Genomic DNA, 26,609 nt, shown 5'->3' with positions numbered 1-26,609 from the left:
CGAAGCCACGCGACGCCGGTGGCGCGCGATGGCGTGATGCGCGAGTCGTCAACCGCCATCTTCGACCACCCAGTTCTTGACCACCTGCGCCACCTGTTTCGGATTTTCGCTGACCATGCGGCGCGCCAGCCCAATGCGCTGTTCGTAGGCGATCGCCGGCGGCACGGCCAGGCGGGCCATGTCATCGCCATCGTCATCGTCGTCCACACGAATGGAAATCGTCGACGGCGTCGGCTGCTGCGCCAGCGCCAGGCCCTGGCCCGGTGCCGGCGCCCGGCTCAGACCACGCAGCAGTGGTCGCAGCAGGCCGAAGGCAACCAGCAGCGCAATCAACACGCCGATGCCCTGCTTGATCAGGTCGAGCATGCCGGGCCGTTCCCAGAACGCCAGCGGCGGCGGCGCAGCATCACCCGCGACGTCCTGATGGAAGGGCTGGTTGATCACGCTGACGTTATCGCCGCGAGCCTCGTTGTAGCCCACTGCATTGCGCGCAAGCGTGGTGAGGTGCTCCAGTTCCTGCGGGGTGAACGGCACGCTCTTGTTGCCCTTCTCGCCTGGCACGCTCTTGTTGTCCACCACCACCGCCACGGTGAGGCGGGCAAGCCGGCCGGCCGGATCGCTGACATGACTGATGGTGCGATCCAGTTCGTAATTGCGCGTGGCGCTGCTGGTCGTCTCACCCGGACCATTGGACTGTTCCGCGGTCGCCGTAGCACCGGCCTTGCCGGGAGTCTTGCCCGCCGTTGGGCGCGCGGCCGTCGGCTGTGCCACGGCATTGGGCGGTTGGTTGCTGAGCGCACCTGCAATGCCGCCATCGCTGGCGCTGCCCGTGCGCTGCTCGCTGCTGGTCTGTTCACTGCGCAACGCGGGGTGGTCGTGACCGTAGGTTTCGGTGGCCTTCTCGGTCTCGCTGAAATCGAGGTCTGCGTAGACCTGCGCACGCACCTTGCCTGGCCCGACCAGCGGCGTCAGTAGTTCTTCGATGCGTTGCGCATAGGTGTTCTCGATGCGCGTCGCCAGACGCAGGCGCGTATCGCCCACCGCACTGGCGCTGCCTGGATCCGTGCTGGTCAGCAGCTGGCCTTGCTGGTCGACCACCGACACCTGCTTGGGATCGAGGTTGGGTACGCTCGATGCGACCAGATGCACGATCGCCGCCACCTGGCTCGCATCGAGCTGGCGCCCCGGATACAGCGTAACCAGCACCGACGCGCTGGCCTCGTGACTGTCGCGAATGAACGCCGATGGCTTGGGCAGCGCCAGGTGCACTCTTGCTGCACGTACCGATTGCAGGCCCGCGATCGTGCTACCCAGGTCCGACTCCAGCATCTGCTGGTAGCGCGTGCGCTCGGCCAGATCGCTCATGCCAAACGGCGAATCGCCACCGGGCGCTGCGGTACTGGAGGCACTTCCTTGCGGCAAACCCTGCGCGGCGAGCTTCAGGCGAATCGCCGCCAGATCGGACGCCGGCACCATGATCGAATTGCCATCAGGACCCAGCGTGTAAGGCGTGTTGGAAGCCTGCAGCGCCTGCGTTACCGCAGCCGCATCTTTCTGTTCGAGGCCGGTATACAGCAAGCCGTAATTGGGACCGCGCGACCACAACACCACGGCCACGCCCAGCGCGACCGCGCCCGCCACACCGAAAAGCAGCAACAGCTGACGCGTTGCCGGCGTGCGGGCAAGCTGTTTGAGATCCAGGCGAGCACCGGCCTTTTCGTCGGTCGTCGCTAGGGCGTTATCGGCCATGAAGACTGCTCGTGCTCTGGGGAAGGGAGGGCGGCGTCATGGAACCGGTCAGACCGGCATATTCATGATGTTGTTGTAGGCGTCGACGAGCTTGTTGCGCACTTGGGTCAGCGTGTTCAACGACAGGTCGGCCTTTTGCACGGCGACCATCGTGCGGCCGAGATCGGCACCCGGTTCGCCGCGCTCGAAACTGGCGGCCATGCGGCCCGCTTCCATCTGCGTGTCGCCCACGGATGAAATGGATTGCTTCAACAGGCTGGAAAAATCAGTTTGTGCCGGTGTCGCTGCAGTGAACGATTGTTCGGGTGAATTGGCTTGCGAAGAAAGCTGGCGCATCTGCGACAGCAGGCTGTTGACGTCGATCTGGGTCATGACGGAATTCCAACGCGTGACGGGAAACTGAGCTGTAACTGCACAAGCCGTGCCATACGTAAGACTTGCGTCATCAGGCCTGCAAACTCGGCTGCAACCCGTACTTGCGCAGCTTCTCCACCAAGGTCGTGCGCTGCATGCGCAACAGTTTCGCGGCATGCGCGACGACGCCACCGGTGACGTCAAGCGCTTGACGGATCAGGCCCACTTCGATGTCCGCCAGGTGGTCCTTCAGATCGAGCCCGCCTTCCGGCAACATCACCAGCGAATCGGACGACACCACCGTCATCGGTTCGGACATCACGCTCGACTGTCCCACCATCAATGACAGCAAGGCCGTGCCACGCACTTCCTCGATGATCTGCTGGCCGCGATATTTTTCCGGCAGATCGCTGACCCGCACCTCGCTGTGCGGGTACAGGATGGAGAGGCGTTCCACCAGGTTGTAAAGCTCGCGCACGTTGCCTGGCCAGGTATAACCGTGCAGCGCATGCATGGCGCCTGCGCTGAAGCGAACGCCGGCAAGACCGCGACGCGACAGGCGCTGGTTGAACTCAGCCACCAGTTCCGGCAGATCCTCCAGGTGCTCGCGCAGCGCCGGCATCTCCAACGGAAATACGCTCAGGCGATAGAACAGATCCTCGCGGAACCGACCATCGGCAATGGCGGCCTCCAGGTTCCGATGGGTCGCGGCAATGATGCGAACGTCGCAGCGCTGGGTGCGGTTGCTGCCGACGCGTTCGAAGGCACGCTCCTGCAGTACGCGTAACAGCTTGACCTGCATCGGCAGGCTCATGTCGCCGATTTCATCGAGGAACAGCGTGCCTCCCTCGGCCATCTCGAAGCGGCCCTTGCGGGTGCTGATCGCGCCGGTGAACGCACCCTTTTCATGGCCAAACAGTTCGCTTTCAAGCAGTTCGGCCGGAATCGCGCCGCAATTGATCGCCACGAACGGCTTGTCGCGACGCGACGAACACTCATGAATACTGCGCGCCACCATCTCTTTGCCGGTACCCGATTCACCCAGCACCAGGACGCTGGAATCGAACGGCGCCACCTGGCGAACCAGTGCATTCACGCTGGCCATGGGACCAGAGTTGCCGGCCAGACGCACTTCGCTGCGACGAGCACCGGCCTGCGCCTGTGACCCGCGCAAGGCATCGGTAAGCTGTTCATAACGAAGAGGAAATTCGATGACGCCCACGCGCGCGGCGAACGGTGATGAATTCGCAGCCAGCCTCGACGCCCATTCTGAATCGGCGGCCAGCAGTACCAGCGCATGCCCTGCGTCGCCTCCCAACAAGGCGAATTGACGCTCTGCTTCCACCGCATCGACGACATTGCCTACATAGACCGCGCGCCACGCGTGGGTTGCCTGCTCCACTTCGGCACAGTCTTCACCACGCTGCGGGCGATAGCCGAGGAACTGCAGCGCCGAAACGACTGACTCCGCCCTGCGGTGATCGGACTCGATCACCAGTACGTCGAACTTGCCCATGTATGACTCTCGTGCGTGCTGCTTCATCGGTTGGACCCCTAACCCTCGACGGCGCGACTGGCGTGTCGATATTCCGCCGTCGCGCTCTTACGGCTCTCAGGAGTCATTCAGCAAAAAGAGGGCCAGCACAGGGCGGAATTTTGTCGCCCGACCGTGAGCGGTCGTGCCGGTCTACGTCACATGTGCACGCAAGGAAATGGGGGATGCGCAAACGTTTGCCGCATCCCACTGAATCCATTGGGCAATTGATGCGCATGCGAACGAGGGAAAGGTGACCTGAAGCGGCACCTTTCCGAGATCTGCGTCAAAGAATTTTCCCGCCGACTTTTCGTAACGTGATGGCGGTCACATAAGGCAGCAGTCGTAAGAAGGCGCTTACACGGAGGCCTGGCGACTTTCTGCCACTTTGCGTCGGTGATGGCGAAACACGAGCCGCTCAAGTGCGTCACATGTCGCGTCGCCCAAGGATTCGAAGGCAACGAAAACGTGACCGCCATCACGCTCTTGCACGAGTCGTGCCGGAAGCTCCAATGGCAACGCCATGCAGCCATCGAAGTGCAGCTTCAACAATCCACTCACGGCACGGTCGGGCCAAAGCGTGGTCGGCAACAAGGCACCGGTAGCGTTGAATCGAATGAACTGGCGCGGCGGCAAATCGGCGCCTCGCTGCAGCAGCTGATCGAGCATGGCCATCATGACGTTGAGCTTGTTGTCCAGGCGCAACATCTCCTGCGTCATCGGGCTCTCGTCGTCGGTGGCATCACTGCGTCGCTCGCCAAACGCCGCCAGCGTGCCGAGCACGTTCAGGTTGCGCTCGCGCAATGCGATCAGCTGCAAGTCTCCGATAGGGGAAGATGAGGCCACGCAACTCGCGTGCAAGCCATCTTCATAGGTGACTCGCTCGGAAAACGTCTGCCAGAAATCGTCTTGCATGTGCCCCTCGATCGGTTCGGCTCATGGGCGGCAACGCTGGCCACCCTGCCTAAGGAAATTATGCGCCCTTCTGCCAGGGTTATCGCAATAACGTCGCGTCAATCGATCGCGGCATGCAGATAGGCATTGAGGGCCCGGTGCGAATGCTGGTGCTGACCAAGCGCCTCACCAAGATCATCGCGCGCCTTGGCCACCAGGGTCTTGACCTCCTCGTTGTGTGCCAACAAGGTCGTCATCGTATCCAGCGCGGACGTGCCTGATAGTGGCAATAGGCGAAGCAAGCGATCGCGCTCGGCGCTCTGTGACGTCACCTCATCCCAGGCACCTGCGCGGGCTGACGCCAACATGTGCGCGCTTATGTCGAGGATGTCGCCAGCTCCCATCGCCCCAGCCATCATGCCGCCGTACCAGCGCCGACCTGTGTTGCAAGGTAGGTGTCACGTATTTGACGCCACGCATCGCGCACGGGGTTGATCAGCTCGATGACTTCGTCCAGCGCCCGTTCGTCATCGTTGAGCTGGGCTTGCAACAGGCGGCGGGCGATGTAGTCGTAGAGAGAATCCAGACGCGTGGCCAACGCGCCGCCGGCCTCATGATCGAGGCTGCCACGCAACTCGCCCAGGATGGCGAATGCGCGCGCGAAATGCGTGCCCTTGGCGGGAACATCGCCTCGACGCATGGCGCCACGTGCCTGATTGATGCGGTCGACCATGCCGTCGTACAGCATGGTGGTCAGCTGGTGGCGGTCGGCACCTTCGACGCTGCCGCGTGCACTGGTGTCCTGGTAGGCTGCGCTGGCGTTGCGCATGTATCCGTAGCTCATCGTCGCTATCCTTGGCTTAGTTCTTCGAGCTGTTCGAGTTGGTCAGCTGCGCAAGCGCCGTGGTCAGGTAGCTGCTGGTGTTGTTGAGCTGGGACATCATGGTGTCCAGCGTGGTGTACTGAGATTGCAGCTGTTTCTGATACGTCGCCATGCGGTTATTCAGTGCGGTCTGCTGAGTACCGAGCTGGGTCAACTGGCCATTGAGGCTGGTAACCCGTGTACCGATGACGCCATTGCTCGACGTATAAGCAGTGAGCGCCGTGCTTAATTTGGTCGCGTATCCGCCGGTGCCATTGAACAAATTCTGCACGGCGCTGGTATTGGTGGACAAAGCGGCATTCAGCTTCGTCGAATCGACGCTCAACGTACCATCCGCCTGCCGGGTAATGCCCAGATTGGCGAGCGTACCGATGCTGTTGCCCTTGACCGCGTTGCTCAGCACCGACGAGATCTGGCGCTGCACCGACGTCAACGTGGTGTCGCCAAGCAAAATGCCGGCCGAGCCGCTGGTGCTGTCGAAGCTGGACAGCGAAGACGCCGTGCTCACATAGCTGTTGTACGCCGTGACGAAGCCCTGAATCGCGCTTTGGGCCGCCGTATTGTCCCGCGACACCGTCAGGGTATTGGTGCCGGTGGAGGTCAGGTTGAGGGTGACGCCATCCATCGCTCCCGACACGGTATTCGTCGCGCTGTCGACGGTGATGCCGTTGATCGTCAGCTTTGCATCGACCGCCTCATTGCTGCCTGCCGTATTGAGTGTCGTGGCGAGGGACTGAAGACCGCTGCCACTGTCGCTGCTCGCGCTCACCGAAAAAGCATTGGCCACGCCAGTCTTGCTCGAGCTGAGCATCAACTGCTGGCCATTCACGCCATTGATGATCGTGGCGGTCACGCCCGGGTTCGAGGACGAACCATTGATGGCCGAGGCAATGTCCGACAAGCTGTTGGTGGCGGACACGCTGATCTTCATCGTGTTCGAACCGACGGTGACATTCAGCGTCCCGGCGCCGACTGCAGCCGTGGACGCGAATGTGCCGCTCGCACGCTGCTGCGCCGTGGCCAGTTGGCTCACCGCAACGGTGTACGTTCCCGGCTGCGCACTGGACATCGTCGTCGCGGCGCCAATGCTCGCGCTGCCACCGGTCGGTGTCAGCGTGGCGTTGTAGCTGCTGAACGTATTGATCGACGTCAGCGTGGCCAGCGAACTCTGCAACTGGCTCAGCACCGAGCTGAGCGAATTGAGTCCGCCCAGGGTGCTGTTGATCTGGTTCGTCCGATCGGTGATCTGCTGTTGCGGTGCCGCCTGGCGTGCATTGACCAGTGCAGTGACGATGGAATTGACGTCCAGACCCGAGCCGATACCCAGCGAGGTGATCGTGCCGCCAGCCGCGCTGCTTGAGGACGAACTGCTGGAAGAGCTACTGGACGAACTGCCGGAACCGGTGCTGGTGTTGCTGGTGAGCTGGCTGAGCAGCGAACTCAAGCTGCTGCCGGACGTAGCGCTGGACGTGGTCATCGCACTGCCTTATCTATTTCCCGAACAGGCCCCGTCTTGTGACGGGGAGCTCCGAGCCCCCGGCAAAACCCTCGTCATCCAAGGACTTTGCCGGTGGCTCCCGTGATAGCTGGCGGTTGGGTGTGCCAACCGCCAGCCGATAAAACCGGCCGCACGACGATGCAACCCGGGAGAGTCGCGACGTCGCTTGCGTCCGTTACTGCAACAGCTTCAGCACCTGCTGCGGGTTGGAGTTGGCCTGGGCCAGCACCGAGATACCCGCCTGCTGCAACACGTTGGCCTTGCTCATGTTCGCCGTTTCGGCCGCGAAGTCTGCGTCGCGGATGGTCGACTGCGAGGCCTGCAGGTTGGTGGTCTGCGCCGCCACCGTCGAGATGGTGGACTGGAAGCGGTTCTGCACCGCGCCCAGCTGAGCGGCGAAGTTGCTGACCGTCTGCAAGGCCACGTCAACGCGCGAGATCAGGTCGTTCGCACTGTCCACCGACTGCACGTTGCCCGTCGCCAGCGAACCGCCGGTGGAGGCTGCATTACCGGCAACATAAGCCAGACCCGTGTTGGCGTCCTTCGCGTTGCCAGCAATGATGGGGCCAGCCACGTTCGTGGTGCCCACGGTGTCACTGATGGTCAGTGCGGACGACGAGTAGAAATTCAGTCCGTTGCCGTTGCCGTTCACCGCGGCGCTGACGCCCGCGATACCCGCAGCGTTGACGGCGTCGGACACGTCCTGCAGGCTCTGCGCACCGGCCAGGCTGACCTTCGTACCGTTGATCGTGAGGGTCTCGTTGGACGGATCACCGGTGGAGGCGACAGCCGCAGTCGACGCACCCGTGCCAGCAGCGGCAACGTTCGCCGTGATGCCCAAGGCAAGCTGAGCGGCGCCACCGAACGCGACACCACCCGCGGGACCGGTGATCTTGAGCTCGCCCGTAGTGGCGTCCACGGCGGCGATATTGCTGCCGGCCGCCGTGTTGATCGCGGACGCCAGACCGGACACCGACTTGTAGGTGCCCGCTGCGACGCTGACTGCACCCGCACCGCCGACGTTCACCGTCAAGGCGCCGGAAGCCAGCGTAAAGCCGGTGCCGGTGTTGATGCTGCCCGTCGACACTTCCGCCACCTGGCCCACGGCACTGGCCTTGACGCTGGTGCCCAGGCTCACGCTGATGGTCTGACCGACGGAGGCGCCGATCTGGAAGCTCTTGGTCTTCATCGAGCCGTCCAGCACGTTCGAACCATTGAACGTGGTCTGGTTGGCGATACGGGTGATTTCCGCCAGGCGCTGCTGCACTTCCTGGTCGATCGAGGCGCGGTCGGTGCTTGTATAGGTGCCGTTGGCCGACTGCACGGCCAGGTCGCGGATCGCCTGCAGGTTGGCGGTGACCTGGTCCAGTGCGGAACCGGCGGTCTGGGCCAGGTTGATGGCGTCGCTGGCGTTCGCGCTGGCCTGGTTCAGGCCGCCGATCTGCGTGGTATAGCGCTGCGAAATGGCAAAGCCGGCGGCGTTGTCGGCCGCGCTGTTGATCTTCAGGCCCGACGACAGGCGCTGAGTAGCCGACGACAAGGCACTCTGCGACTTGGTCAGGTTGTTCTGCGCCATCAGCGACGAGATGTTGGTATTGATAACGAGAGACATGGACTTCTCCTACGGGACCGTTAACCGGTTTGTTGGCTTTGTATATGCCGGCGGCAAGGATTCCCGTGTGGAATGCCATCCGCCTCGACTAGCTTTTCGGCCTCTGCTGCCATTACTTGAACCATTCGACGCCACTTCGTGATGCATCTCACCTTACGCACGCGTCGAACTTGTTCCACATGCAGCGCCTCTAGCGCCAAAGCCACGATTTCACAGCCCTCATCCATCCATTGCCGCGGCGCACGACCGCCTAGTCGTGACCGCGAAGCACCTTCGCCCCATCCTTGCTGGACGACGAAATGGCGTCCGCGCAACGACGAGACGTTTCGAGCACCCGGCGAAATCCTCGTCATCCAAGGACTTTGCCGGTGGCTCCTGTCATGGCTGACGGTTGGGTTTGCCAACCGCCCGCCGGTGAAACCGGTCGCACGACGCCGCGACCCGAGGGAGTCGCGACGTCGCTTGCGTCCGTTACTGCAACAACTTCAGCACCTGCTGCGGGTTCGAGTTGGCCTGGGCCAGCACCGAAATACCCGCCTGCTGCAACACGTTGGCCTTGCTCATGTTCGCCGTCTCGGCCGCGAAGTCTGCGTCGCGGATGGTCGACTGCGAGGCCTGCAGGTTCGTGGTCTGCGCCGCCACCGTGGAGATGGTGGACTGGAAGCGGTTCTGCACCGCGCCCAGCTGAGCGGCGAAGTTGCTGACCGTCTGCAAGGCCACGTCAACGCGCGAGATCAGGTCGTTCGCACTGTCCACCGACTGCACGTTGCCCGTCGCCAGCGAGCCGCCAACCGTAGCCTGCGTTCCAGCGGTGTAGAGTGCGCCCGCGACCGCATCCTGCGCATTCGCGTTGATGATGTTCTTGCCCGTGTCGGTGATCTGCAATCCGCTACTTGAGGAAGAGTAGAAATTGATGCCGTTGCCAGCGCCGTTTACGGCTGCGCTCACGCCGGCGAGACCCGTCGCATTGATCGCATCGGAGATGTCCTGCAGACTCTTGGCACCACTAAGGTCGATGTTGGTGCCATTGATCTGCAGGCCCTCGCCAGCGAGGCTAGGCGCAGCAGCCGTGGTCGGGGCACCACCGAACACAGCAGTGACGGCAGCTGCGACGCCACCTACGACCGGCGCAGCTCCACCCAACGAATTATTGGCGATTTTCAGGCCACCCGTGCCCGCGTCGACGCTCACCGAATAGCTGCCCGGCGAACTGCTATTCAGAGAATTCTGGACGGCCGTTGCCAAACCAGCTTCATTGGTGACGTTCGTGTTGACCGTGACGGAGTTGCCGTCGACGGTGAACGTCTGTGCGGCCGCACCGGTAAAGTTGAAGGCCGCCGCCGGGCCCGTGCCCGTAGCCGAGCCACCAAGCGCCATCGTGCCGGAAGACACTTCCGCCACCTGGCCCATGGCACTGGCCTTCACGCTGGTGCCCAGGCTCACGCTGATGGTCTGACCGACGGAGGCGCCGATCTGGAAGCTCTTGGTCTTCATCGAGCCGTCCAGCACGTTCGAACCGTTGAACGTGGTCTGGTTGGCGATACGGGTGATTTCCGCCAGGCGCTGCTGCACTTCCTGGTCGATCGACGAGCGGTCGGTGCTGGTATAGGTGCCGTTGGCCGACTGCACGGCCAGGTCGCGGATCGCCTGCAGGTTGGCGGTGACCTGGTCCAGGGCGGAACCGGCGGTCTGGGCCAGGTTGATGGCGTCGCTGGCGTTCGCGCTGGCCTGGTTCAGGCCGCCGATCTGCGTGGTATAGCGCTGCGAAATGGCGAAGCCGGCCGCGTTGTCGGCCGCGCTGTTGATCTTCATGCCCGACGACAGGCGCTGAGTAGCCGACGACAAGGCACTCTGCGACTTGGTCAGGTTGTTCTGCGCCATCAGCGACGAGATATTGGTATTGATAACGAGTGACATGGATTTCTCCTACAGAACCGTTGGCCGGTTCGTTGGCTCTTTAGCTACCGGCGGCAAGGTCCCCTTTGTGGAATGCCATCCGCCTCGGTCAGCTTTTCGACCCCTCATGCGATTTCTTGAGCAAACGGCCGCCATTCCGTGATGCAGCTCGCTTCTCGCATGCGCCACCCCAGTGTTTCGGCATGGCACATTCATCGCAAAACCAACGTTTCGTAGCCCTCCTTCGTCATCGCGTGAAGCGTGGTCTGTCTCGTCTATTACTTGATGTAGTTGAACAAGCTCATCGACTTCACCTGCGCGAACACCTGCTGCGAGGCCTGCAACGCGGTGGATTGCAGTGAAAGTTTGCTGATCGCCGCGTACGCGTCCACGTTCTGCACATCCGACAGCGCAGACTGGTAGGTGACATTGAGGTCCTGATAGGAGCTTTGCTGTGCCTGCAGCGTATCGAGGCGGCCGCCAATCGCGACTTGCGCCGCGCTCAGAGTGGATTGCACCTGATCGATCGATTCGACCTGGCGACTCATCACATTGGTCAGCTGGGTATCGCTGCCACCACCCTGCAGTGCATTGATCATGTTGCTGAGCGTGGAGAATACGTCCTGCTGGCCACCCGCTTGCACCGACACCGTATCCCCCGCAGCAGGCGTGCCGCTCATGGAAATCGACATGCCATTGAAGCTGATCGCGCCGCCATCCTGGTAGGTGCCGCCCACCGGGTTGCCGCTGCTGTCGAGCACGGGACTGCCGGTGGCATTGTTTGCCGTCCAGGTGTTGCCTGCGCCAAACGCGATCGTATAACCGCCGCCACTGGTGGCTGCACCTGCACTCCAGGCCGCCTGATCGGTCACGCTGTTCGCCCCCACCACGAGCGTCCCGGTATTGGCCGCGCCTGCGCTCGCCACGAAGGTACCGTTGCCGGTGGGAATATTCATGAAGAGGCCGGCGCCTGAATCATTGGTGGCGATCTGCAGGCCCGATCCGACCGCAGCGCGCTGCTGCCCACTATTACCCTGATAGCTCACCGTGCCGTTCACGCCGACCTGAAACGGCGTCGTGACGCTGCTGGTGCCAGCGAACAACGCATTCCCGTTGCTGTCAGTACTGTTGGCCTGCTGAATCAACTGGTCGCGCATCTGACTGAGCTGGCTCGCGAGGCTGTTGCGATCGGTGCCGGAAAGCGTGCCGTTGATGGCCTGCAACGCAAGGGTGCGAGCACTGTCTAGCACGCTGTTTACCGAGCCAAGCGTGCTGGCCTCGGTGTTCAGCGATGTCGTCGCGCTATTGATGTTGTCCGAGTACTGCGAGTTCGCCGCGATGATGTGATTGAGGTTTACCACCTGGCCGGCGCCTGCCGGATCGTCCGAAGCCACGTTGATGCGCGAACCCGTGGAAACCTGGTTCTGCGTCGTCGCCAACGCGCTCTGCTGGTTGAGCATATTGCTGAGCGACTGCTGGTACATCCAGCTGGTAGAAAGGCGCATGGCGTTTATTCCTAGGCGGTCTGGACGGCAGTGAGCAGGCTGGAAAAGATCGTTTGCGAGGTGGAGATCACCTGCGCCGAGGCCTGATAGGCCTGCTGATAGCGCACCAGGTTGGCGGCCTCTTCATCGAGGTTGACGCCAGACACGCTTTGTTGGGACGACACCGCCTGGTTGTAGAGCGCGGTCTGCGTCGTGAGATTAGTCTGCGCCTGGCTGCCCACCGTGCCGACGTTGGTGGTGAGCTGGGCGTAGGACGCAATGACCGACTGGCTGCCGCCGCTGAGCACACCTGCGTTGGCGAGCCCAGCCAGCGACAACGCGTTGCTGGTGTCCTTCAAGCCATTGCTGTTCGGCCCGATGGTGAAGCTGTCATTGGCGGCCGGCGTACCCGACGGCGTGACGCTCCAGCCATTCGCGCTGATGGTCTGACCAACGGCATAACTGCCACTCGACAAGACGTTGCCTGAGCTGTCGGTGACCTGATAGGTGCTCGCCGAAGGAAAGCTCAAGGTGGCATTGTTCGTCAGCGCCGGGTTGGAGGCGTTCTGCACGGTCACCGAACCGATCTTGCCCGTACCCGTATTGGCACTGGCTGGCGTCGGGGCGAGCAGCGCCGCTGCAGCGATGCCGTTCGGGTCGGTCATGGTCACCGCCAGGCTGGTGGAGGCCTGACGCGTCGGCAGGATCTGGAAGCTGTCACCCGCCTGCGCCGTGGCAGGCACGCTGAAGGTAAGCCCGGCGGCCGACAGCGTGCCGTCAGCATTGGTCGTCAGCGGCACGCCCTGCCCGCTGGTCGTCTGCAGGTTCCACTGGCTGCCGTCATAGCTCATGACATAGTCGGACGAGGTCAACTGCGACACGTCCGTGATACTTGCCGATACGCTGCCGGCGCCCTTGTTGGCACTGCTCGGCTGCACGGTGGGCGTCGGCATGTTGAAAATCGCAGCACCCTGCTTGCCGTTGAGGTCCATGCCCTTGGCTTGCTGCGCATTGACGCTGCTGGCAAGCGCCACCGCCGACTGGCCAAGCTGGTTCTGCACGCTATCGAGCACGTTGCTGCGATAGTTCAGCAGTGCGCCCAAGCTGCCACCACTGAGCTTGGTGCTGACATCGGTGCCGGTAACGTCGAAGACATCCGTCCGGGTGGGGTCGTACGCCGTGCCCCCGGTCGACAGCGCGTAGGACTTGTCGCCACTGACCAGCGCCTGCCCACTGGAGGCATACACACTGATGCTGCCATTCGACTCGCTGACGGCAGACACGCCCACGTAGCCCGACAGAGTCTGGATCATGGCATCGCGCTGATCGAGCAAGTCATTCGGCGGATTGTTGCCGGCCTGGCTGATCTGCGCATTCAGCGCGGCGATGCTGCTGGCCGTGGTGTTGATGCTGTTGACCGTGCCGCTGATCTGGCCATTCACCTGGCTCTGCTGGGCGCTCAATTGCTGACCCAACGTGTTGATCACGCTCACCGCCGCTGTGGCACTGCCCAGCAGCGACTGGCGGCTCGACGCCACGCCAGGCGTGTTCGCTACCGTGCTGAAGGCGCCGTAAAAGCTGTCCAATGCGGTTTGCAGATTGCCGCTGGCGCTCAATGTGCTGTTCAAGGTGGAGGCGAGGCTGTTGTAGGTCGTCGCGCCCTGCATGCTGGCATTGCTGCTCCACACCGCACTGGTGAGGAAGTCGCTGTACGCACGTTGCACCGAGTCCACATTGACGCCGCTACCGATCGTGTAGCGGCCGCCCGGCGCGGAGATGTTCTCTGACTGCAGCACCGTCTGCCGGCTATACCCCGGCGTGTTGACGTTGGTGATGTTGTTGCCGATGGTATTGAGTGCCACCTGGGCGGCATTGAGCCCCGAGACACCGGTGGACAGTAGGTTAGCCATGAGTCATTCCTGGACACTTCACTCGGAGGAAGTCGGCCCGCCGGCCAATTTCTTGAGCGCATCGAGCGCATCACGCATGGCGGGGCTGTTGGCGATGGTCGCGATTTTTTGCGCATAGGCCGGATCGGTGGCGTAACCACCGTTGACCAGGCCCCGGGCGAAGCCAACCACGTCGTCGCCGTGATTGAGGGCGCGGGCGTAACGCGGGTTGTCGGCAATGAGTTGTGCATAGTCGTCAAACGACTGGGCCGGGTTGGCGTAGGAGCGAAACTGGGCGTTGCGCCGTACGGCCACGCCATCTTCGAATTCCAGCGTGGGAACGCTGACTTTCGCGCCGTCCCAACTGGTGCCCGCCTTCATGCCAAACAGGTTGTTGCTGCTGTTGCCATCGGCGTGCGTCGGCAGGTGCTGGCCCCACTGGGTTTCGAGTGCCGCCTGGGCCAGCACGGCGCGTACCGACACGCCGAGCTTGTCTGCGGCCTTTTGCGCATACGGGGCCAGTTGCTGCACAAAGTCCTGCGCGTCCTTGGGCAGCGACTTCAACGCTTGCGAACCCACCGCACGCGCCGCGCCGGCCACGGAACGCAACCGCTGACGCCAGTCGTCATCGACGGCAGCGACCGTGCCGGCGTCGGCGCCATGCGTACCGGTGATGCCGCCAAGTTGGCGCGTCAGCATCTGCGCGATGCCCAGTCCATTGCCGTGCTGCGACAGTTCGATCGACAGCTGCTGATCGAACATATCGCGCCAGGCGTCGCCACCCTGGCTGTCGAACAGGCCGTCGCCCGCGCTCGCATCGCGCATGGACTTCAGCATCATCTGGGTAAAGATCGACTCGAACTGCTTGGCCACCACCGGCAGCGCCGATTTGGCGTCGGCCTGCGCACTCTGCCGCAGTGCCGAGAACCCGGACAGGTCGGTCCAGGTGCTCACACTCTTCATGGCGTCGCCAGGCAGCGCCATCAGATCACCACCAGTTCCGCGTGCAACGCACCGGCCTGCTTGAGTGCCTGAAGGATCGAGATGAGATCGCTGGGCGAGGCACCGACCTGGTTCACCGCGCGCACGATGGTGTCCAGATTCACGCCCGGACCAAACTTGAACATGTGGCCGCCGTCCTCGCTCACCTGCACATTGCTGCTGGGCACCACGACGGTCTGGCCCTTGCTGAATGGCTCGGGCTGGCTGACCTGAGGCTGCTCGGAAATGGTGACCTGGATCGAACCATGCGCCACCGCCGCCGGCGTCACCCGAACTTCCGAGCCGATCACCACGGTACCCGTACGCGAATTGACGACGACACGTGCCGGTGCATCGCCCGGCGTCACGTCGATACCCTGAATCGCACCGAGCCACGCCACGCGCTGACTCGCATCCACCGGACCGCGCACGCTGACCGAGCCGCCATCGATCGCACTGGCCGTACCCATGCCATAGGTGCGGTTGACCGCCTCGGCGATATGCGCCGCCGTGGTGAAGTCCGGCGTATTGAGATTCAACACCAGGTCGCCGCCGCTATTGGCGAATGACGACGCCACGCTGCGCTCTACCGTCGCGCCATTGGGAATGCGACCGCTGGCTGAAATATTCACCTGCACGCTGGAACCACTCTTGCCCTGCGCACTGACGCCGCCAACCACCACGCTGCCTTGTGCCATCGCGTAGACGTTGCCATCGGCACCGCGCAGCGGCGTCATCAGCAACTCGCCGCCGCGGATACTCCGCGCATTGCCGATCGACGACACCGTGATATCGATGGGCTGCCCCGGCTTGGCGAACGGCGGCAGCTGCGCCGTGATGGTGACCGCCGCGGCGTTCTTGAGCTGCGGTCGTGCGGACGCCGGTACCGTGATGCCGAACTGCACCAGCATGTTTTCCAGGCTCTGCGTGGTGAACGGCGTCTGCGTGGTCTGGTCGCCGCTGCCATCGAGGCCGACCACCAGGCCATAACCAATCAACTGGTTGCTGCGAACACCTGCCACCTGGGCGAGGTCGCGAATCTTGTCGGCGTGCGCAGGCGGCGCAAGCGCACCACAGGCACACAGCGAAATCGCCATGCCGCGCAATACCGATAGCAAACGAGCAGCCCGGCGCGAGCGGGAAAGCGTCGATGTGTTCATCAGTAGGGCATCCACTTGGAGCTGAAGAAGCGCGATAGCCAGCCCTGCGTATTCGCATCAGCCAGCGAACCCTTGCCGGTGTAGCCGATCTGTGCATCCGCCACTCGCGTGGACGGCACGCTGTTGTCCTGGCCGATATCCTGCGGACGCACGATGCCGGAGATGCGGATCAGCTCCTGGCCCTGGTTAATCGTCAGCATCTTCTCGCCGCGTATCAGCAGGTTGCCGTTGGACAGGCGCTGCGCCACCGTGACGGTGATGGATCCCGTCAACTGGTTGCTCTGGCTGCTGTCGCCACTGCCATCAAAAGCGCGGTTGGCATTGAGACTCGTATCGGCGGTCTGGCCAGCAATCCTGAGGGTTTGGCCGAGAATGCTGGGCGCTTTGATGGTGCTGGCGTCCTTCTTGCTGGTGCTGGTGCTGGCCTTTTTGGAAGCCTGCGTACTCTCCACCAGCGCGATCGTGAGGATGTCACCCACCCGATGTGCGCGAGCGTCATTGAACAGCTCCATGCCCTGCTCGGAGTGATAAATCGAGCCATCGGTCGGCGCTGCCGACGCCGGCTCCTGCGGCAACGTGGCCGCCCACTGATGATCGTTGCGCGGCGGCTGCATGATGCAGCCTGCCAACGGAGCGAACACGAGCGCGACGGCAATTGGGGATAGCAGGCGTGGTAGCGACATGGCAGTTCTCACATCTTGTCGGTGAGATCCTGCAGCATCTGGTCGGTGCTGCTGATCGCCTTGGAATTCATTTCATAGGTGCGCTGCGTCTCGATCATGTTGACCATCTCGGCCACCACGTTGACGTTCGAGGACTCCAGCGATCCCTGCATCAGCGAACCCATGCCGTTGAGCGACGGCTGTCCGGTCTGCGGCGCGCCGCTGGAAGCCGTTTCCACATAGAGGTTCTGACCCATCGGCTGCAGGCCGGCAGGATTGACGAAGTCGGCAAGCTGCAAGGTGCCGATGGTGTTCGGCGTCGCCGATGCGGTCGTGGTGGCAGAAACGGTGCCGTCGGTACCGATGGTGATGCTCTGCACGCTGGCCGGCACGGTGATGGCGGGCTCGAGCGGGTAGCCGTCCGAGGTCACGAGCTGGCCATTGGCGTCGGTATGCAGCGAGCCGTCACGGGTGTAAGCCACGCTGCCGTCGGGCATGCTCACCTGCAGGAAACCACGACCCTGGATGGCGACGTCGAGCGAACTGCCCGTCTGCGTGATGCTGCCTTCAGTGAACAGCTTTTCGTTGCCCACCACGCGCACGCCGGTACCCAGCATCAATCCTGACGGTGACAGCGTCTGCTCGGTGGTCTGGCCACCGGGCTGACCTTTGTTCTGGTACATCAGGTCCTGGAACGCGGCACGCGAGCTCTTGAATGCCGTGGTGTTGGCGTTCGCCAGGTTGTTGGAAATGACGTCCATGCGCGTCTGCTGCGCATCGAGGCCGGTCTTGGCAATCCACAAGGAAGAAAACATCGGTTACTCCAGAATGCGGTGGGCGTCAGCTGGCCTGCATCAACTTGATGCTGGAATCGGCGTTGTCCTCGGACGTCTTGATGGACTTCACCTGCATGTCGTATTGACGGGATAGCGCGATCATCTTCACCAGCTCGGCCGAGGCATTCACATTGCTTCCTTCGAGCACACCCGAGGCCAGCGTGACGGTGGGGTCGGCATCGGCGGTACCACCGTCCGCCAGGTGCATGAGTCCGTCCGAACCTTGCGTCAGCTGAGTCGGATCAGGATTAACCAGGCGGATCTTGTCGATCATGGAGACCGAGTTGGGTCCCTGCCCCAGCGGCACCGTGGAAATGGTGCCGTCGGTGCCGATACTGATTTCGGTGCTCGGGGAAATGGTGATGGGGCCTGAACTTCCCATCACCGCATTGCCACGCGAGTCAGTGAGCTGACCGTCGGAGGTGAGCTGCAAGTCGCCGGCGCGCGTATAGCCTTCCGAACCGTCCTGCGACTGCACCGTGATCCAACCCGCGCCGCGCACGGAAACATCCAGTGAGCGGCCGGTGGTGATCGAAGAGCCCTGGTTGGAACTTTGCCCGATGCCCTGGGCCACGGCATTGATGCGCGAAGGCGAGCCATCGCCCAGCACCGGCACGCTCTGGAACGCCGAGAGCTCGCTCTTGAAGCCGACCGTGGAGGCGTTGGCCAGGTTGTGGCTCACCGCTTCCTGGGCGCGCATGATCTGCGTCGCCCCGGTCATCGCTACATAGACAGAACGGTCCATGGCGATCTATCAGCGACCGACTGCGTTGAACAGCGCTGACGCCAGCGTGTTGTCGGTCGACAGCACCTGCGCATTGGCCTGGTAATCGCGCTGGGCCTGGATCATGTTCACCAGCTGCGCCGTCGTATCGGCCGTGTTCGAGCTCTCCAGCTCACCCGATTTGATGTCGCCAAACTGACCAACACCGGCCGTACCCATGATGGCCGGACCCGAATCGGAGCTCGCCGCCCAGCTGGCGCTTCCGAGCTGCCGAAGGCCTTGCATGTTGGAAAAATTGGCGACCGCGACCTGGCCAATCTGGGTGGTCTTATTGTTCGAGTACGTTGCGGAGATCACACCATTGCCATCGATGTCGATGCTGGTCAGCGTGCCCGCCTCGAAGCCATTCTGGTTGACCGTGCCGGGTGTGTAGGCGGTGCCGAACTGGGTGGTGTTGGTCACGTTCATCGACAGCGTCAATGGCGAGGAGCCGTTGCCAAGCGCCAGGCTGTTGAAGGCCAAGGTACCGTTCGCTGGCGTGGCGAGATTGCCACTGGTATCAAACGTCATCGGCTGCGATCCGGCGCTCTGGCCGTCCACGTAGAGATTGGCATTCCATGCATTGGTGCCGGTCTTGACGTAATAGACAGTCGCCTGATGCGAGCCGCCTTGTGAGTCATACACGGTCACCGGCTGGGAAGCGTTGAAGCTCGTCGAATCGCTCGTGCTGAAGGCGTTGACGGGTACCGTCGCGCTGGCCGGAAGATTGGAGGCCATCGTCAGCATCGAAGTGGCCGTGGCGTTGCTCTGTGCCGTCGCCCAACTGAAGTCGGTCAGCGTGCTCGTGTCGAAACCACCGGCGCCATTGGCCGGATAGATCTGCAGGCGCGATCCATCGGGAGTGGTGACAAAACCATTCGAGTTCTTCTGGAAATCACCGGCGCGCGTATAGGTGACGCCACTGCCGTTGTTGACGGCGAAGAAGCCATTTCCGCTGATGGCCAGGTCCAGGCTATTGCCGGTCGTCTGCAAGTCACCCTGGGCGAACTGCTGCGCCACGTCCTGCAATCGCGTGCCGCTACCCACGGCCGTGGAGTTGAGGTTCAGGCCGGTGACGGCAAAGATGTCGGCAAACTCCGCGCGCGAACCCTTGAAGCCGGTGGTGTTGGCGTTGGCGATATTATTGGCGATGACGTTGAGGTCGGACTGGGCCGCATTGATGCCGCTGAGCGCTGTATTCAGAGCCATGTTCGGTTCCTATTAAAGAATGGATGCGTGAAGCGTCAGAGAATCTGGGCTACCTGGCTGAGCGCCACGCCGCCCACGCCAGAAACCTGCAGGTACGTACCCACCGTGCTGCCACCAAAGCCCACCCCGGTGACCGTGCCGGCCACGTACGTATCGAGATTGGTGGTACCGCTGGTTGCGGCAAGCGTGTAGCTGCCATCGGCCACGGTGTTGCCACTGTTGTCCTTGCCGTCCCAGCTGAACTGCGCAAGGCCCGCGTTCTGGTTACCCAAGGGCATCGTGCGTACGACATTGCCGCTACTGTCGAGTACGTTCACGGTGACGTTACCTGCACTGGTCACGTTCACCGCGCCGCCCACGCTGTGCGTACCGTCGAAGCTCATCGTGCTGGAGGGCACCAGTACCGAGCGATTCAGCAGGTTGGACGAGCTCAGCACCTGCGAGGTCTGCATGCCCGAGCTGACATTGCTGCTGAAGCCCTGCAGATCGGTGTCCAGCTGCTGCGTTGCCGAAAGCTGGCTGAACTGCGCCATCTGCGACACGAACTGCGAGTTGTCCACCGGATTGGTGGGATCCTGCGCCTGCAGCTGGGCCGTCATCAGCTTGAGGAAGTCGGCCTGCGTCATGGTGCTGGACAGCGGCGAGCTCGAACTCGACGTGCTGCTGGAAGAACTGCTGTTATTGGTCGCGCTGTTACTGGGAATCGTGCTCATGGATAGCTCCTCACGGCTCACTTGCCGAGGTCGAGGGTCTTGATCATCAACTGCTTGGTAGTGTTCATCGCCTCGACGTTGTTCTGATACGAGCGCGAAGCGGAAATCATGTTGACCAGCTCATCGATGGGATTGACGTTGCTGCCGTACACATAACCGTCGGCATCCGACATCGGATTGCCCGGCTCGTAACGCGCCTGCACATCGGCCTGACTCTCGGTCACGCCTTTCACCTGCACGCCCACTGCGCTGTCGCCGTCCGCACTCTTGGCGCTGCCAAACGAACGCTGCACCGCTGCAAACAAGGGTTCCTTCGCGTGATAAGCGCCTTCGGGCGTGCTCGATACGCTGTCGGCATTGGCGAGGTTACTGGCCACGGTATTGAGGCGCAGCGACTGCGCCGCCATACCCGAGCCGGCCACATCGAAGATCTTGAACATCGACATCACTGGCCTCCGGTAATGGCCGTGCGCAACATGTGAATCTGCGCGGTGATGAAAGAAAGGCTGGCCTGGTAGTGCACGCCATTGGCGGCAAAATTGGCCTGCTCGACCTGGCTGTCGACGGTATTGCCGTCCATGGTCGGCTGGCTGGGCGTACGCCAGGCGAGCTGGTCGGCGGCCTGCGCCGTGGGATCGATCTGCCCCTGCTGGGTGATCGTCATCGGCAGGCTGTTGCCGTTGGCACTCGCGCTGGACAACGCCTTCTTGAAGTCGATGTCACGTGCGAGATAGCCAGGCGTATCCGCGTTGGCCAAATTGCTCGCCAGCACTTCGCTGCGGCGCTGCCACAGATCGAGTGCCTGGGTGTGCACACCAAACAAGTTGTCGTTGATCACAGTCATCGCTCACTCCTGCGGCAAGGGCCGCGGGAGGCGTTGAGCAATTAGCGTGCCACCACTTCTGAGATGCTTCGCAGGCCGCGCTGTTGTTGGGTTGCGCGTGATTTGGGTCGAGTTGCCTGGTGCGCTCGCTGGGGGCCATGTCGGAATTCCGACACGAGCGGTAGCGGGTTCTCGTCGCTCTGCTCCCTCTCCCCTCCGGGGAGAGGGAGTCAACGTCAAAAGCGATCGAAGTGTTCCGGCATCAAGTCCAGCACCGTCTGCGCCAATAGGTCCGGCTGGAACTTCGCCACAAAGCGATCCGCGTTCACCTCGCGCACCATCGACTCATTGAACAAGCCACTGATCGAACTGTGCAGCACCACCTTGAGCGGGCGCAAAGCCGGCGTCTCGCGAATCGCGCGCGTCAGCGCATAGCCATCCATGCGCGGCATTTCGATATCCGACACCACCAGGGTGACGCCCTCACCTTCCGGTGCGTCGGCCAGTTCCTGAAGACGCTCCAGCGCTTCGCGACCGTCCTGCGCCACCACGCATTCCACATCCATCTGGCGGAACAGGCCTACCAGTTGCTGGCGCGCCACCACGGAATCGTCCACCACCATCACGCGGCGTGGCTGCAGGTCATGCACGCGGGCGATGCGCTGCATCGGTGCGGAGAGCGCGGTAGGCGTGGCATTGAGGCTGGCCAGGACATGCTCCACGTCGACCACGGCCACCAGTGCGCCGTCGACCCGCGTCACCGCATTGACGCGGGTGCCGAAGCCCAGCGCGGCTGCCGGCGCCGCCAGCGACTCACCTTCGCAATGCACCAGCCGCTGCATGTCGGCGACCAGGAAACCCTGGATCGAGCGACTGAACTCGGTCACCATCAGGTGCGCCGAGGCATCCTCGCGCAGCGAGGGATAGCCCAGCGCTGGCGCCAGGTCGATCACCGGGATGGTCTGGCCGCGATAATCGCAGCTGCCGGCCACCAGCGCATGCGCGTCAGGCATCCGCTCCATCGGCACGCGCCGCATCACCTCGCGCACCTTGAATACGTTGATGCCGAACAATTGCGCATCGCCCAGCCGGAACAACAACATCGCCACGCGGTTGTGCCCCGCCAGCCGGGTTTGCTGCTCCACCTTGTCCATCCACGCGCCGCTCATGCGGACTCCTCGCAAAGCGGCACTGCCGCAGGGTACCGCTGGCGTATCGGCCACAGACAGGCGGGCTTGAGCCTGCCGGTCCCTGTCCATGGCACGTCGCTTGCTTCTCAAGTTCGGACGTTCCCCGCCGATGCGGGGACGAACCCTGCAGGAAGGAATAATCCACCCATGAGTCTGATCTGGAGCCAGCATCTTGCCGAGCTTGCGCGCGCTGCCGCCGCAGGCGACCAGGCGCGGGTTGCACAACTGTCGCGCCGCCATCCGGGTGCCGCGCAAGCGCTGGCGCCGCTACTGGCGGCCATGTTCACGCAGCGCCCGCCCGCTGCCGTGGCATTGCAGACGCTGGAGCAGCAAGGCCTGGTGCTCGGCGCTGCCCAGCAGCTGGCGCGCGAACAGGGAGCGATGAACGAGTCCGCCCAGGAGAGCCGGGATGGTGTCGGTCGCTTGACGGACGGCAGCGCCGGGATCTCGACATCGCTGCAGCAGATCAACACCGGCCTCGACTACGCCCGCCAGACCGGCGCAGCCAGCGAGCGCAGTGTCAGCGAGCTGGATGGCCAGCTACGCCTGCTGCGCACCGCGCTGTCGGCCATGAATCGCAATCAGAGCAAGCTGGCCGAACAGGTCGCCCAGATCCGCAAACTGACCGGCGTGGTGCAGGAGATCGCGCACCAGACCAATCTGGTGGCGCTGAATGCGGCTATCGAAGCGGCGCGTGCAGGTGAAGCGGGCCGTGGCTTCGCCGTGGTGGCGGACGAAGTGAAACAGCTGGCCGAGAAGACGTCCCTGGCAACCGACGAAATCGAGCAAGTCACCGGCTCCATCGGCGATTTCTCACTGCAACTGGACGGCGATGTGCAGCAAGGCCTGCAGCGCCTGGAACGTGCGCAAGGCGGCCTCACGCAGACCGAGACCTCATTGCAGGACAGCAGCGAGGCGTTGCGCCAGGTCAACGAGCGCATTGCCACCATGCACAAGAACCAGGATGCCCAGCATGCACGCGCGGTCGCCGCGCAGGCTGCCCTGGGTGCCTGGCACCGTCGCGCTGCCGAGGCCAACCGCCAGGCCGAGGCGCTCAGTCGCGCCGCCTTGCTCGCCCATCGCCTCGCCCTGGACTGGCTGGAGACCGAAAGCGGCGTCGATCCGGCCAGCCTCAGCCTGACCGTGCGCGAAGCCGCACAGGGGCTGCGCCAGGCCATGGAACTGGCCCTGCAGGAGCCGGCCGCGCTGGACCGCCGCTGGTTCGACACACAGGCATTGAATCGCACCCTGCAGCGCCTGGCCGCCAGCCGCGACGGCCACCCGGCCGCCAGCGCCCTGACCGCTGCCGGTGCCCGCCTGCGCGAACATGGCAACACGTTTGCCACTTTGTTGTGCGATGGCCAGCTCGACCAGGCCAGCCGGGTGGTGCAGCAGATCGAAAGCGAACGGGAGCTCATGCTGGCCCAGCTCAACGTGTTGCTGGCTGACCTATGACGATCCGCCCGCTGTTCGCCTTGGTGCTGTGCGCCCTGACGCTGCCCGCCATCGCCGCGGAGCCGGCGCAGGCGGCGCGCGCCAAGGCCGAACAGTGGCTGCACGACCAGTATGCGAGCACGGGGAGCCGTGTCGTGGCCCAGGCCGCGGCACTCGACCCGCGACTGACTTTTGCCCCCTGCACGGCGTCATTGAGCGCCGGCCTGCAGGAGGGCACGCATCTCGGACCGCGCATGAGCGTCGTCGTCCGTTGCCCGCAAGCCGATGGCTGGACCCTGCGCGTCCCGGTGCAGCTGCAGGTTTTCCGCCAGGTGCTCGTGGTCACCCGCCCACTGCAGCGCGGCGACGGCATCCACTCCGACGACGTGCGTAGCGAGGAGCGCGACGTCACGCGCCTGGGTTATGGCTATGTGGGCGAGATGGGCGAGGTCGAAGGCCGCACCCTGTCGCGGGCGCTGGCTGCCGGCAGCGTGCTCACGCCGGGCGCCCTGGGTGGCCGTAGCGCCGTGCGGGCGGGCGACCAGGTCCAACTGGTGTCGCGCCTGGACGGCATCGAGGTGCGCGCCAGCGGCGTCGCCCTCGGCGGCGGCGACAGCGGCTCGCGCCTGCGCGTACGCAATGGCAGCTCCGGTAAGGTGGTCGACGCGATGGTGACGGCGCCTGGCGTGGTGCTGGCCCTACCCTGATTCGGAAGACTAAAGTTTGCGGCCACCCGGCCGATCCTGTGAGCAACAGGGCCAAAACCGCATAGAGAACGGACCCATGAACACGACCATATCCAACAACGGTCTACCCAAGCTCCCCCAGGCACCCAGCGGCCAGGGCAGCGCGTCCACGCAGACGGCCGGCTCGGCGTCCAGCGAGGCCGCCAGCACGGCGCCCGGTACCGACGATCGCGTTCAGCTGACCGACTCGGCCCGTGCACTGCAGGAAGCCTCGCGCACCAGCCAGGGCGCCACGGTCGACACCAAGAAGGTCGAGCAGGTACGCCAGGCCTTGGCCAACGGCACCTACCGCATCGATGCCAGCCGCATCGCCGATCGCATGATGACGCTGGACAGCCAGCTCAACGGCAAGTCATGAACAGCGCACTGCAAGCCGAACTGGACCACGCCTTGACGGCCACGGTCGAGGAAATGCGGCTCGCAGTGGAGCAACTGGCGGATGCGCTGCAGACCGAGCGAACCGCCCTCGCAACCGCGGACGTCGAGGCGCTGAACCAGGCCGGTGCCAGCAAGCACGCCCTGATGGTGCGACTCGAACAGCTCGACAGCGAGCGCGTGCAGCTAGGCCAAAGCGCCCCAGGAGCCACGCATGCGCTGGCACCGTTATGGCAGCAGGTACTGCAGTCGCTGCGCGCATGCCAGCAACTCAACCAGCGCAACGGTTACCTGGTGAGCCTCCGTCTGCAGCAGGTGCGCAAGGCGCTGGCCGTGCTGACGGGCAATGACACCGAACCCAGTGTGTACAGCCGTGGCGGCGAGCTGCGTACCAGCTTGCGCTCGCAGACACTCGCCGAGGCTTGAACATCATGATGCGCGCCATCGCTTATGAGCAGCGCATCCGCACGCACGCGGCGTACCGCGCGATCATCTTCCACTGCCATCACGTCGACCTACCATGAGCGAAGCCGCGGCACTCCCCTCCGCCCACGAAGCTTCAGGTAACGCCGCCAGCGAACTTCCGCTGCCGGTCATCCGGTTGCCGATGCTGGACGCCAAGCGCGAACTGTTCGCGTATGAAATCGTCTTCCAGAATGATGACGAGGACGAAGCCGCGCTGATGCGGCGCGCCCTCGCCACCATCACGGACGGCGCGCTCGCGCGCCTGGTGCGCGGAAACCGCACCTTTCTGCGGCTCACGCGCGACCTCCTGATGGAGGAAACCGACGTGCTGCAGCACCAGCCGCGTTTCGGCGTGCTGCTGGAACCCGAGGCGGCCACCGATGCTGCCCTGGTTGAACGTCTGCAACGCATGGCGCAGCGTGGATGTCCGCTCATGCTCGACGCGGGCGCCACGGCGCTCGAGTTCAACGCAGCAGTCGAGCCGCTGTTGAAATTCGTGCAGTTCGTGCGCCTGGATGCCAGCAAGCTCGATTCGGCCACGCTGCGCTCGCGCAGCGAGTACCTGCATGCACGCGGTACTCATGTCATTGCCGGTCACGTGGATGACCACGACACCTATCATCTGTGCGAAGAGCTACCGGTACAGGCGATTCAGGGCCGCTTCCTGCTCAAACCCGAGCCGGTCGAAGTACCGGTGCTGACCGCCAGCCGGCTGAGCCTGCTCCGCCTGATGAAGGCGCTCGAAGAAGGTAACCCCGGCCCGGTCGAACTCGGCCAGATCGTGCGTGACGACGCCATCCTCAGCTACAAGCTGCTGGGCTGCGTGAACTCGGCCTACTTCGCCCTGCCCCGCCAACTCAAGTCGGTGCAGCAGGCGGCGATCTTTTTTGGCGCCACGCGCATTCGCAACTGGATCTACACGATGGCGCTCAGCGGCACCGGCGACCGTCCGCCCGAGCTGTTGCGCGCCGCCCTGATCCGCGCGCACATGTGCGAAAAGCTGGCGCAGCACATGCCCAATGAACAGCGAGAGATGGCGTTCACCGCCGGCCTGTTTTCGTTGCTCGATACATTGATGGAAGCCCCGATGGACTTCGTGCTGTGGCATCTGCCGCTGGCACGCGAAATCAGCAGCGCACTGCTCGAAGGCAAGGGGCCGTTCGCACCGTTGCTGGAGCAGATCTATGCCTGGGAAGCCGGCAATCTGCGCAGCGGCCAAACCCAACCGCAGGTAATCCGTCGCATGGCGGCGATCTACCTCGAAGCCACGCAGTGGGCTGATCACGTCTACGCGTTTGCGGACCAGCGCCCGAACTGAGCTTTGCTCCCGACCTTGCTCCCTCTCCCCTCCCGGGAGAGGGTTGGGGTGAGGGGGCAATCTAGCGACAAGCCAGCTTCAAAGCGGGCTCTTTTGACAGTCCTTCGCGAGCCCCCGCCCTTTACCCCCTTTTTGGGGCTC

The 26,609-nt window shown here is 63.4% G+C and carries 26 protein-coding genes; 5 read left to right on the top strand and 21 right to left on the bottom strand.

All coding sequences use genetic code 11. The features are described 5' to 3' along the window. Positions 1-48 precede the first annotated feature (48 nt). The 21 genes from fliF to OUZ30_RS18950 form a co-directional block, all read right to left on the bottom strand. Positions 49-1,749 carry a flagellar basal-body MS-ring/collar protein FliF gene (gene fliF, locus OUZ30_RS19050; protein ID WP_266184031.1) on the bottom strand — a complete coding sequence of 567 codons (1,701 nt, stop codon included), beginning with the start codon at positions 1,747-1,749 and terminating at the stop codon, positions 49-51. A gap of 48 nt (positions 1,750-1,797) precedes the next feature. Continuing rightward, positions 1,798-2,121 (bottom strand): flagellar hook-basal body complex protein FliE, encoded by a 324-nt coding sequence (gene fliE / locus OUZ30_RS19045; protein ID WP_266184030.1) that lies wholly within the window; start codon positions 2,119-2,121, stop codon positions 1,798-1,800. Between the two features lie 73 nt (positions 2,122-2,194). Next, positions 2,195-3,619: a sigma-54 dependent transcriptional regulator gene (locus tag OUZ30_RS19040; protein WP_266184029.1), complete on the bottom strand. Its 1,425-nt coding sequence runs from the start codon at positions 3,617-3,619 to the stop codon at positions 2,195-2,197. Positions 3,620-3,994: 375 nt separating this feature from the next. After that, positions 3,995-4,552, bottom strand: a complete 558-nt coding sequence (locus OUZ30_RS19035; protein ID WP_266184028.1) for a PilZ domain-containing protein — start codon at positions 4,550-4,552, stop codon at positions 3,995-3,997. Between the two features lie 98 nt (positions 4,553-4,650). Next, entirely contained in the window at positions 4,651-4,935 is a 285-nt protein-coding gene (locus OUZ30_RS19030) for a flagellar protein FliT (protein WP_486599074.1), read from the bottom strand. Positions 4,936-4,946: 11 nt separating this feature from the next. After that, positions 4,947-5,375, bottom strand: coding sequence for a flagellar export chaperone FliS (gene fliS, locus OUZ30_RS19025; RefSeq protein ID WP_266184026.1), 429 nt, complete (start codon positions 5,373-5,375; stop codon positions 4,947-4,949). Positions 5,376-5,391: 16 nt separating this feature from the next. Next, positions 5,392-6,891 (bottom strand): flagellar filament capping protein FliD, encoded by a 1,500-nt coding sequence (gene fliD / locus OUZ30_RS19020; RefSeq protein ID WP_266184025.1) that lies wholly within the window; start codon positions 6,889-6,891, stop codon positions 5,392-5,394. Between the two features lie 196 nt (positions 6,892-7,087). Further along, on the bottom strand, positions 7,088-8,524 hold the full coding sequence (locus tag OUZ30_RS19015; RefSeq protein WP_266184024.1) for a flagellin N-terminal helical domain-containing protein: 1,437 nt from the start codon (positions 8,522-8,524) through the stop codon (positions 7,088-7,090). A gap of 471 nt (positions 8,525-8,995) precedes the next feature. Further along, positions 8,996-10,441 (bottom strand): flagellin N-terminal helical domain-containing protein, encoded by a 1,446-nt coding sequence (locus tag OUZ30_RS19010; protein ID WP_266184023.1) that lies wholly within the window; start codon positions 10,439-10,441, stop codon positions 8,996-8,998. 257 nt (positions 10,442-10,698) lie between these two features. Further along, positions 10,699-11,925 carry a flagellar hook-associated protein FlgL gene (flgL, locus tag OUZ30_RS19005; protein WP_266184022.1) on the bottom strand — a complete coding sequence of 409 codons (1,227 nt, stop codon included), beginning with the start codon at positions 11,923-11,925 and terminating at the stop codon, positions 10,699-10,701. Between the two features lie 11 nt (positions 11,926-11,936). Next, positions 11,937-13,814: a flagellar hook-associated protein FlgK gene (gene flgK / locus OUZ30_RS19000; RefSeq protein ID WP_266184021.1), complete on the bottom strand. Its 1,878-nt coding sequence runs from the start codon at positions 13,812-13,814 to the stop codon at positions 11,937-11,939. 18 nt (positions 13,815-13,832) lie between these two features. After that, entirely contained in the window at positions 13,833-14,756 is a 924-nt protein-coding gene (gene flgJ / locus OUZ30_RS18995; protein WP_266184020.1) for a flagellar assembly peptidoglycan hydrolase FlgJ, read from the bottom strand. A gap of 20 nt (positions 14,757-14,776) precedes the next feature. Beyond that, a complete protein-coding gene (locus OUZ30_RS18990; protein WP_266184111.1) occupies positions 14,777-15,871 on the bottom strand; it encodes a flagellar basal body P-ring protein FlgI in 1,095 nt (364 codons plus the stop codon). A 62-nt stretch (positions 15,872-15,933) separates the two neighbouring features. Beyond that, a complete protein-coding gene (gene flgH / locus OUZ30_RS18985) occupies positions 15,934-16,617 on the bottom strand; it encodes a flagellar basal body L-ring protein FlgH (protein ID WP_266184019.1) in 684 nt (227 codons plus the stop codon). A gap of 8 nt (positions 16,618-16,625) precedes the next feature. After that, positions 16,626-17,411: a flagellar basal-body rod protein FlgG gene (gene flgG / locus OUZ30_RS18980; RefSeq protein ID WP_266184018.1), complete on the bottom strand. Its 786-nt coding sequence runs from the start codon at positions 17,409-17,411 to the stop codon at positions 16,626-16,628. 25 nt (positions 17,412-17,436) lie between these two features. After that, entirely contained in the window at positions 17,437-18,177 is a 741-nt protein-coding gene (flgF, locus tag OUZ30_RS18975) for a flagellar basal-body rod protein FlgF (protein ID WP_266184017.1), read from the bottom strand. A gap of 9 nt (positions 18,178-18,186) precedes the next feature. Continuing rightward, positions 18,187-19,404, bottom strand: a complete 1,218-nt coding sequence (flgE, locus tag OUZ30_RS18970) for a flagellar hook protein FlgE (RefSeq protein ID WP_266184016.1) — start codon at positions 19,402-19,404, stop codon at positions 18,187-18,189. A 35-nt stretch (positions 19,405-19,439) separates the two neighbouring features. Next, positions 19,440-20,117, bottom strand: coding sequence for a flagellar hook assembly protein FlgD (locus OUZ30_RS18965; protein ID WP_266184015.1), 678 nt, complete (start codon positions 20,115-20,117; stop codon positions 19,440-19,442). A 17-nt stretch (positions 20,118-20,134) separates the two neighbouring features. Continuing rightward, the gene (flgC, locus tag OUZ30_RS18960) at positions 20,135-20,563 is read right to left on the bottom strand and encodes a flagellar basal body rod protein FlgC (RefSeq protein WP_266184014.1); all 429 of its coding nucleotides are present in this window, start codon (positions 20,561-20,563) and stop codon (positions 20,135-20,137) included. After that, positions 20,563-20,961 carry a flagellar basal body rod protein FlgB gene (gene flgB / locus OUZ30_RS18955; RefSeq protein WP_266184013.1) on the bottom strand — a complete coding sequence of 133 codons (399 nt, stop codon included), beginning with the start codon at positions 20,959-20,961 and terminating at the stop codon, positions 20,563-20,565. The genes flgC and flgB overlap by 1 nt, the downstream gene beginning before the upstream one ends. Before the next feature lie 215 nt (positions 20,962-21,176). Further along, positions 21,177-22,109: a chemotaxis protein gene (locus tag OUZ30_RS18950; RefSeq protein WP_266184012.1), complete on the bottom strand. Its 933-nt coding sequence runs from the start codon at positions 22,107-22,109 to the stop codon at positions 21,177-21,179. Positions 22,110-22,277: 168 nt separating this feature from the next. On the opposite strand from OUZ30_RS18950, the gene OUZ30_RS18945 reads away from it, so the two are divergent. The 5 genes from OUZ30_RS18945 (at position 22,278) to OUZ30_RS18925 (ending at position 26,468) form a co-directional block, all read left to right on the top strand. After that, a complete protein-coding gene (locus OUZ30_RS18945) occupies positions 22,278-23,585 on the top strand; it encodes a methyl-accepting chemotaxis protein (RefSeq protein WP_283256149.1) in 1,308 nt (435 codons plus the stop codon). Next, complete coding sequence (gene flgA, locus OUZ30_RS18940) at positions 23,582-24,271, top strand: flagellar basal body P-ring formation chaperone FlgA (protein WP_266184011.1); 690 nt, start codon at positions 23,582-23,584, stop codon at positions 24,269-24,271. The genes OUZ30_RS18945 and flgA overlap by 4 nt, the downstream gene beginning before the upstream one ends. A gap of 76 nt (positions 24,272-24,347) precedes the next feature. Next, positions 24,348-24,668: a flagellar biosynthesis anti-sigma factor FlgM gene (gene flgM / locus OUZ30_RS18935; RefSeq protein ID WP_266184010.1), complete on the top strand. Its 321-nt coding sequence runs from the start codon at positions 24,348-24,350 to the stop codon at positions 24,666-24,668. Beyond that, positions 24,665-25,111 carry a flagella synthesis protein FlgN gene (locus tag OUZ30_RS18930; protein WP_266184009.1) on the top strand — a complete coding sequence of 149 codons (447 nt, stop codon included), beginning with the start codon at positions 24,665-24,667 and terminating at the stop codon, positions 25,109-25,111. Before flgM ends, OUZ30_RS18930 begins: the two co-directional genes overlap by 4 nt. Positions 25,112-25,205: 94 nt before the next feature. After that, positions 25,206-26,468: an EAL and HDOD domain-containing protein gene (locus OUZ30_RS18925; protein ID WP_266184008.1), complete on the top strand. Its 1,263-nt coding sequence runs from the start codon at positions 25,206-25,208 to the stop codon at positions 26,466-26,468. Positions 26,469-26,609: the final 141 nt, after the last annotated feature.

Source organism: Dyella humicola, assembly GCF_026283945.1.
Taxonomy (GTDB): Bacteria; Pseudomonadota; Gammaproteobacteria; order Xanthomonadales; family Rhodanobacteraceae; genus Dyella; species Dyella humicola.
This window is presented reverse-complemented; position numbering and strand designations above follow the sequence as displayed.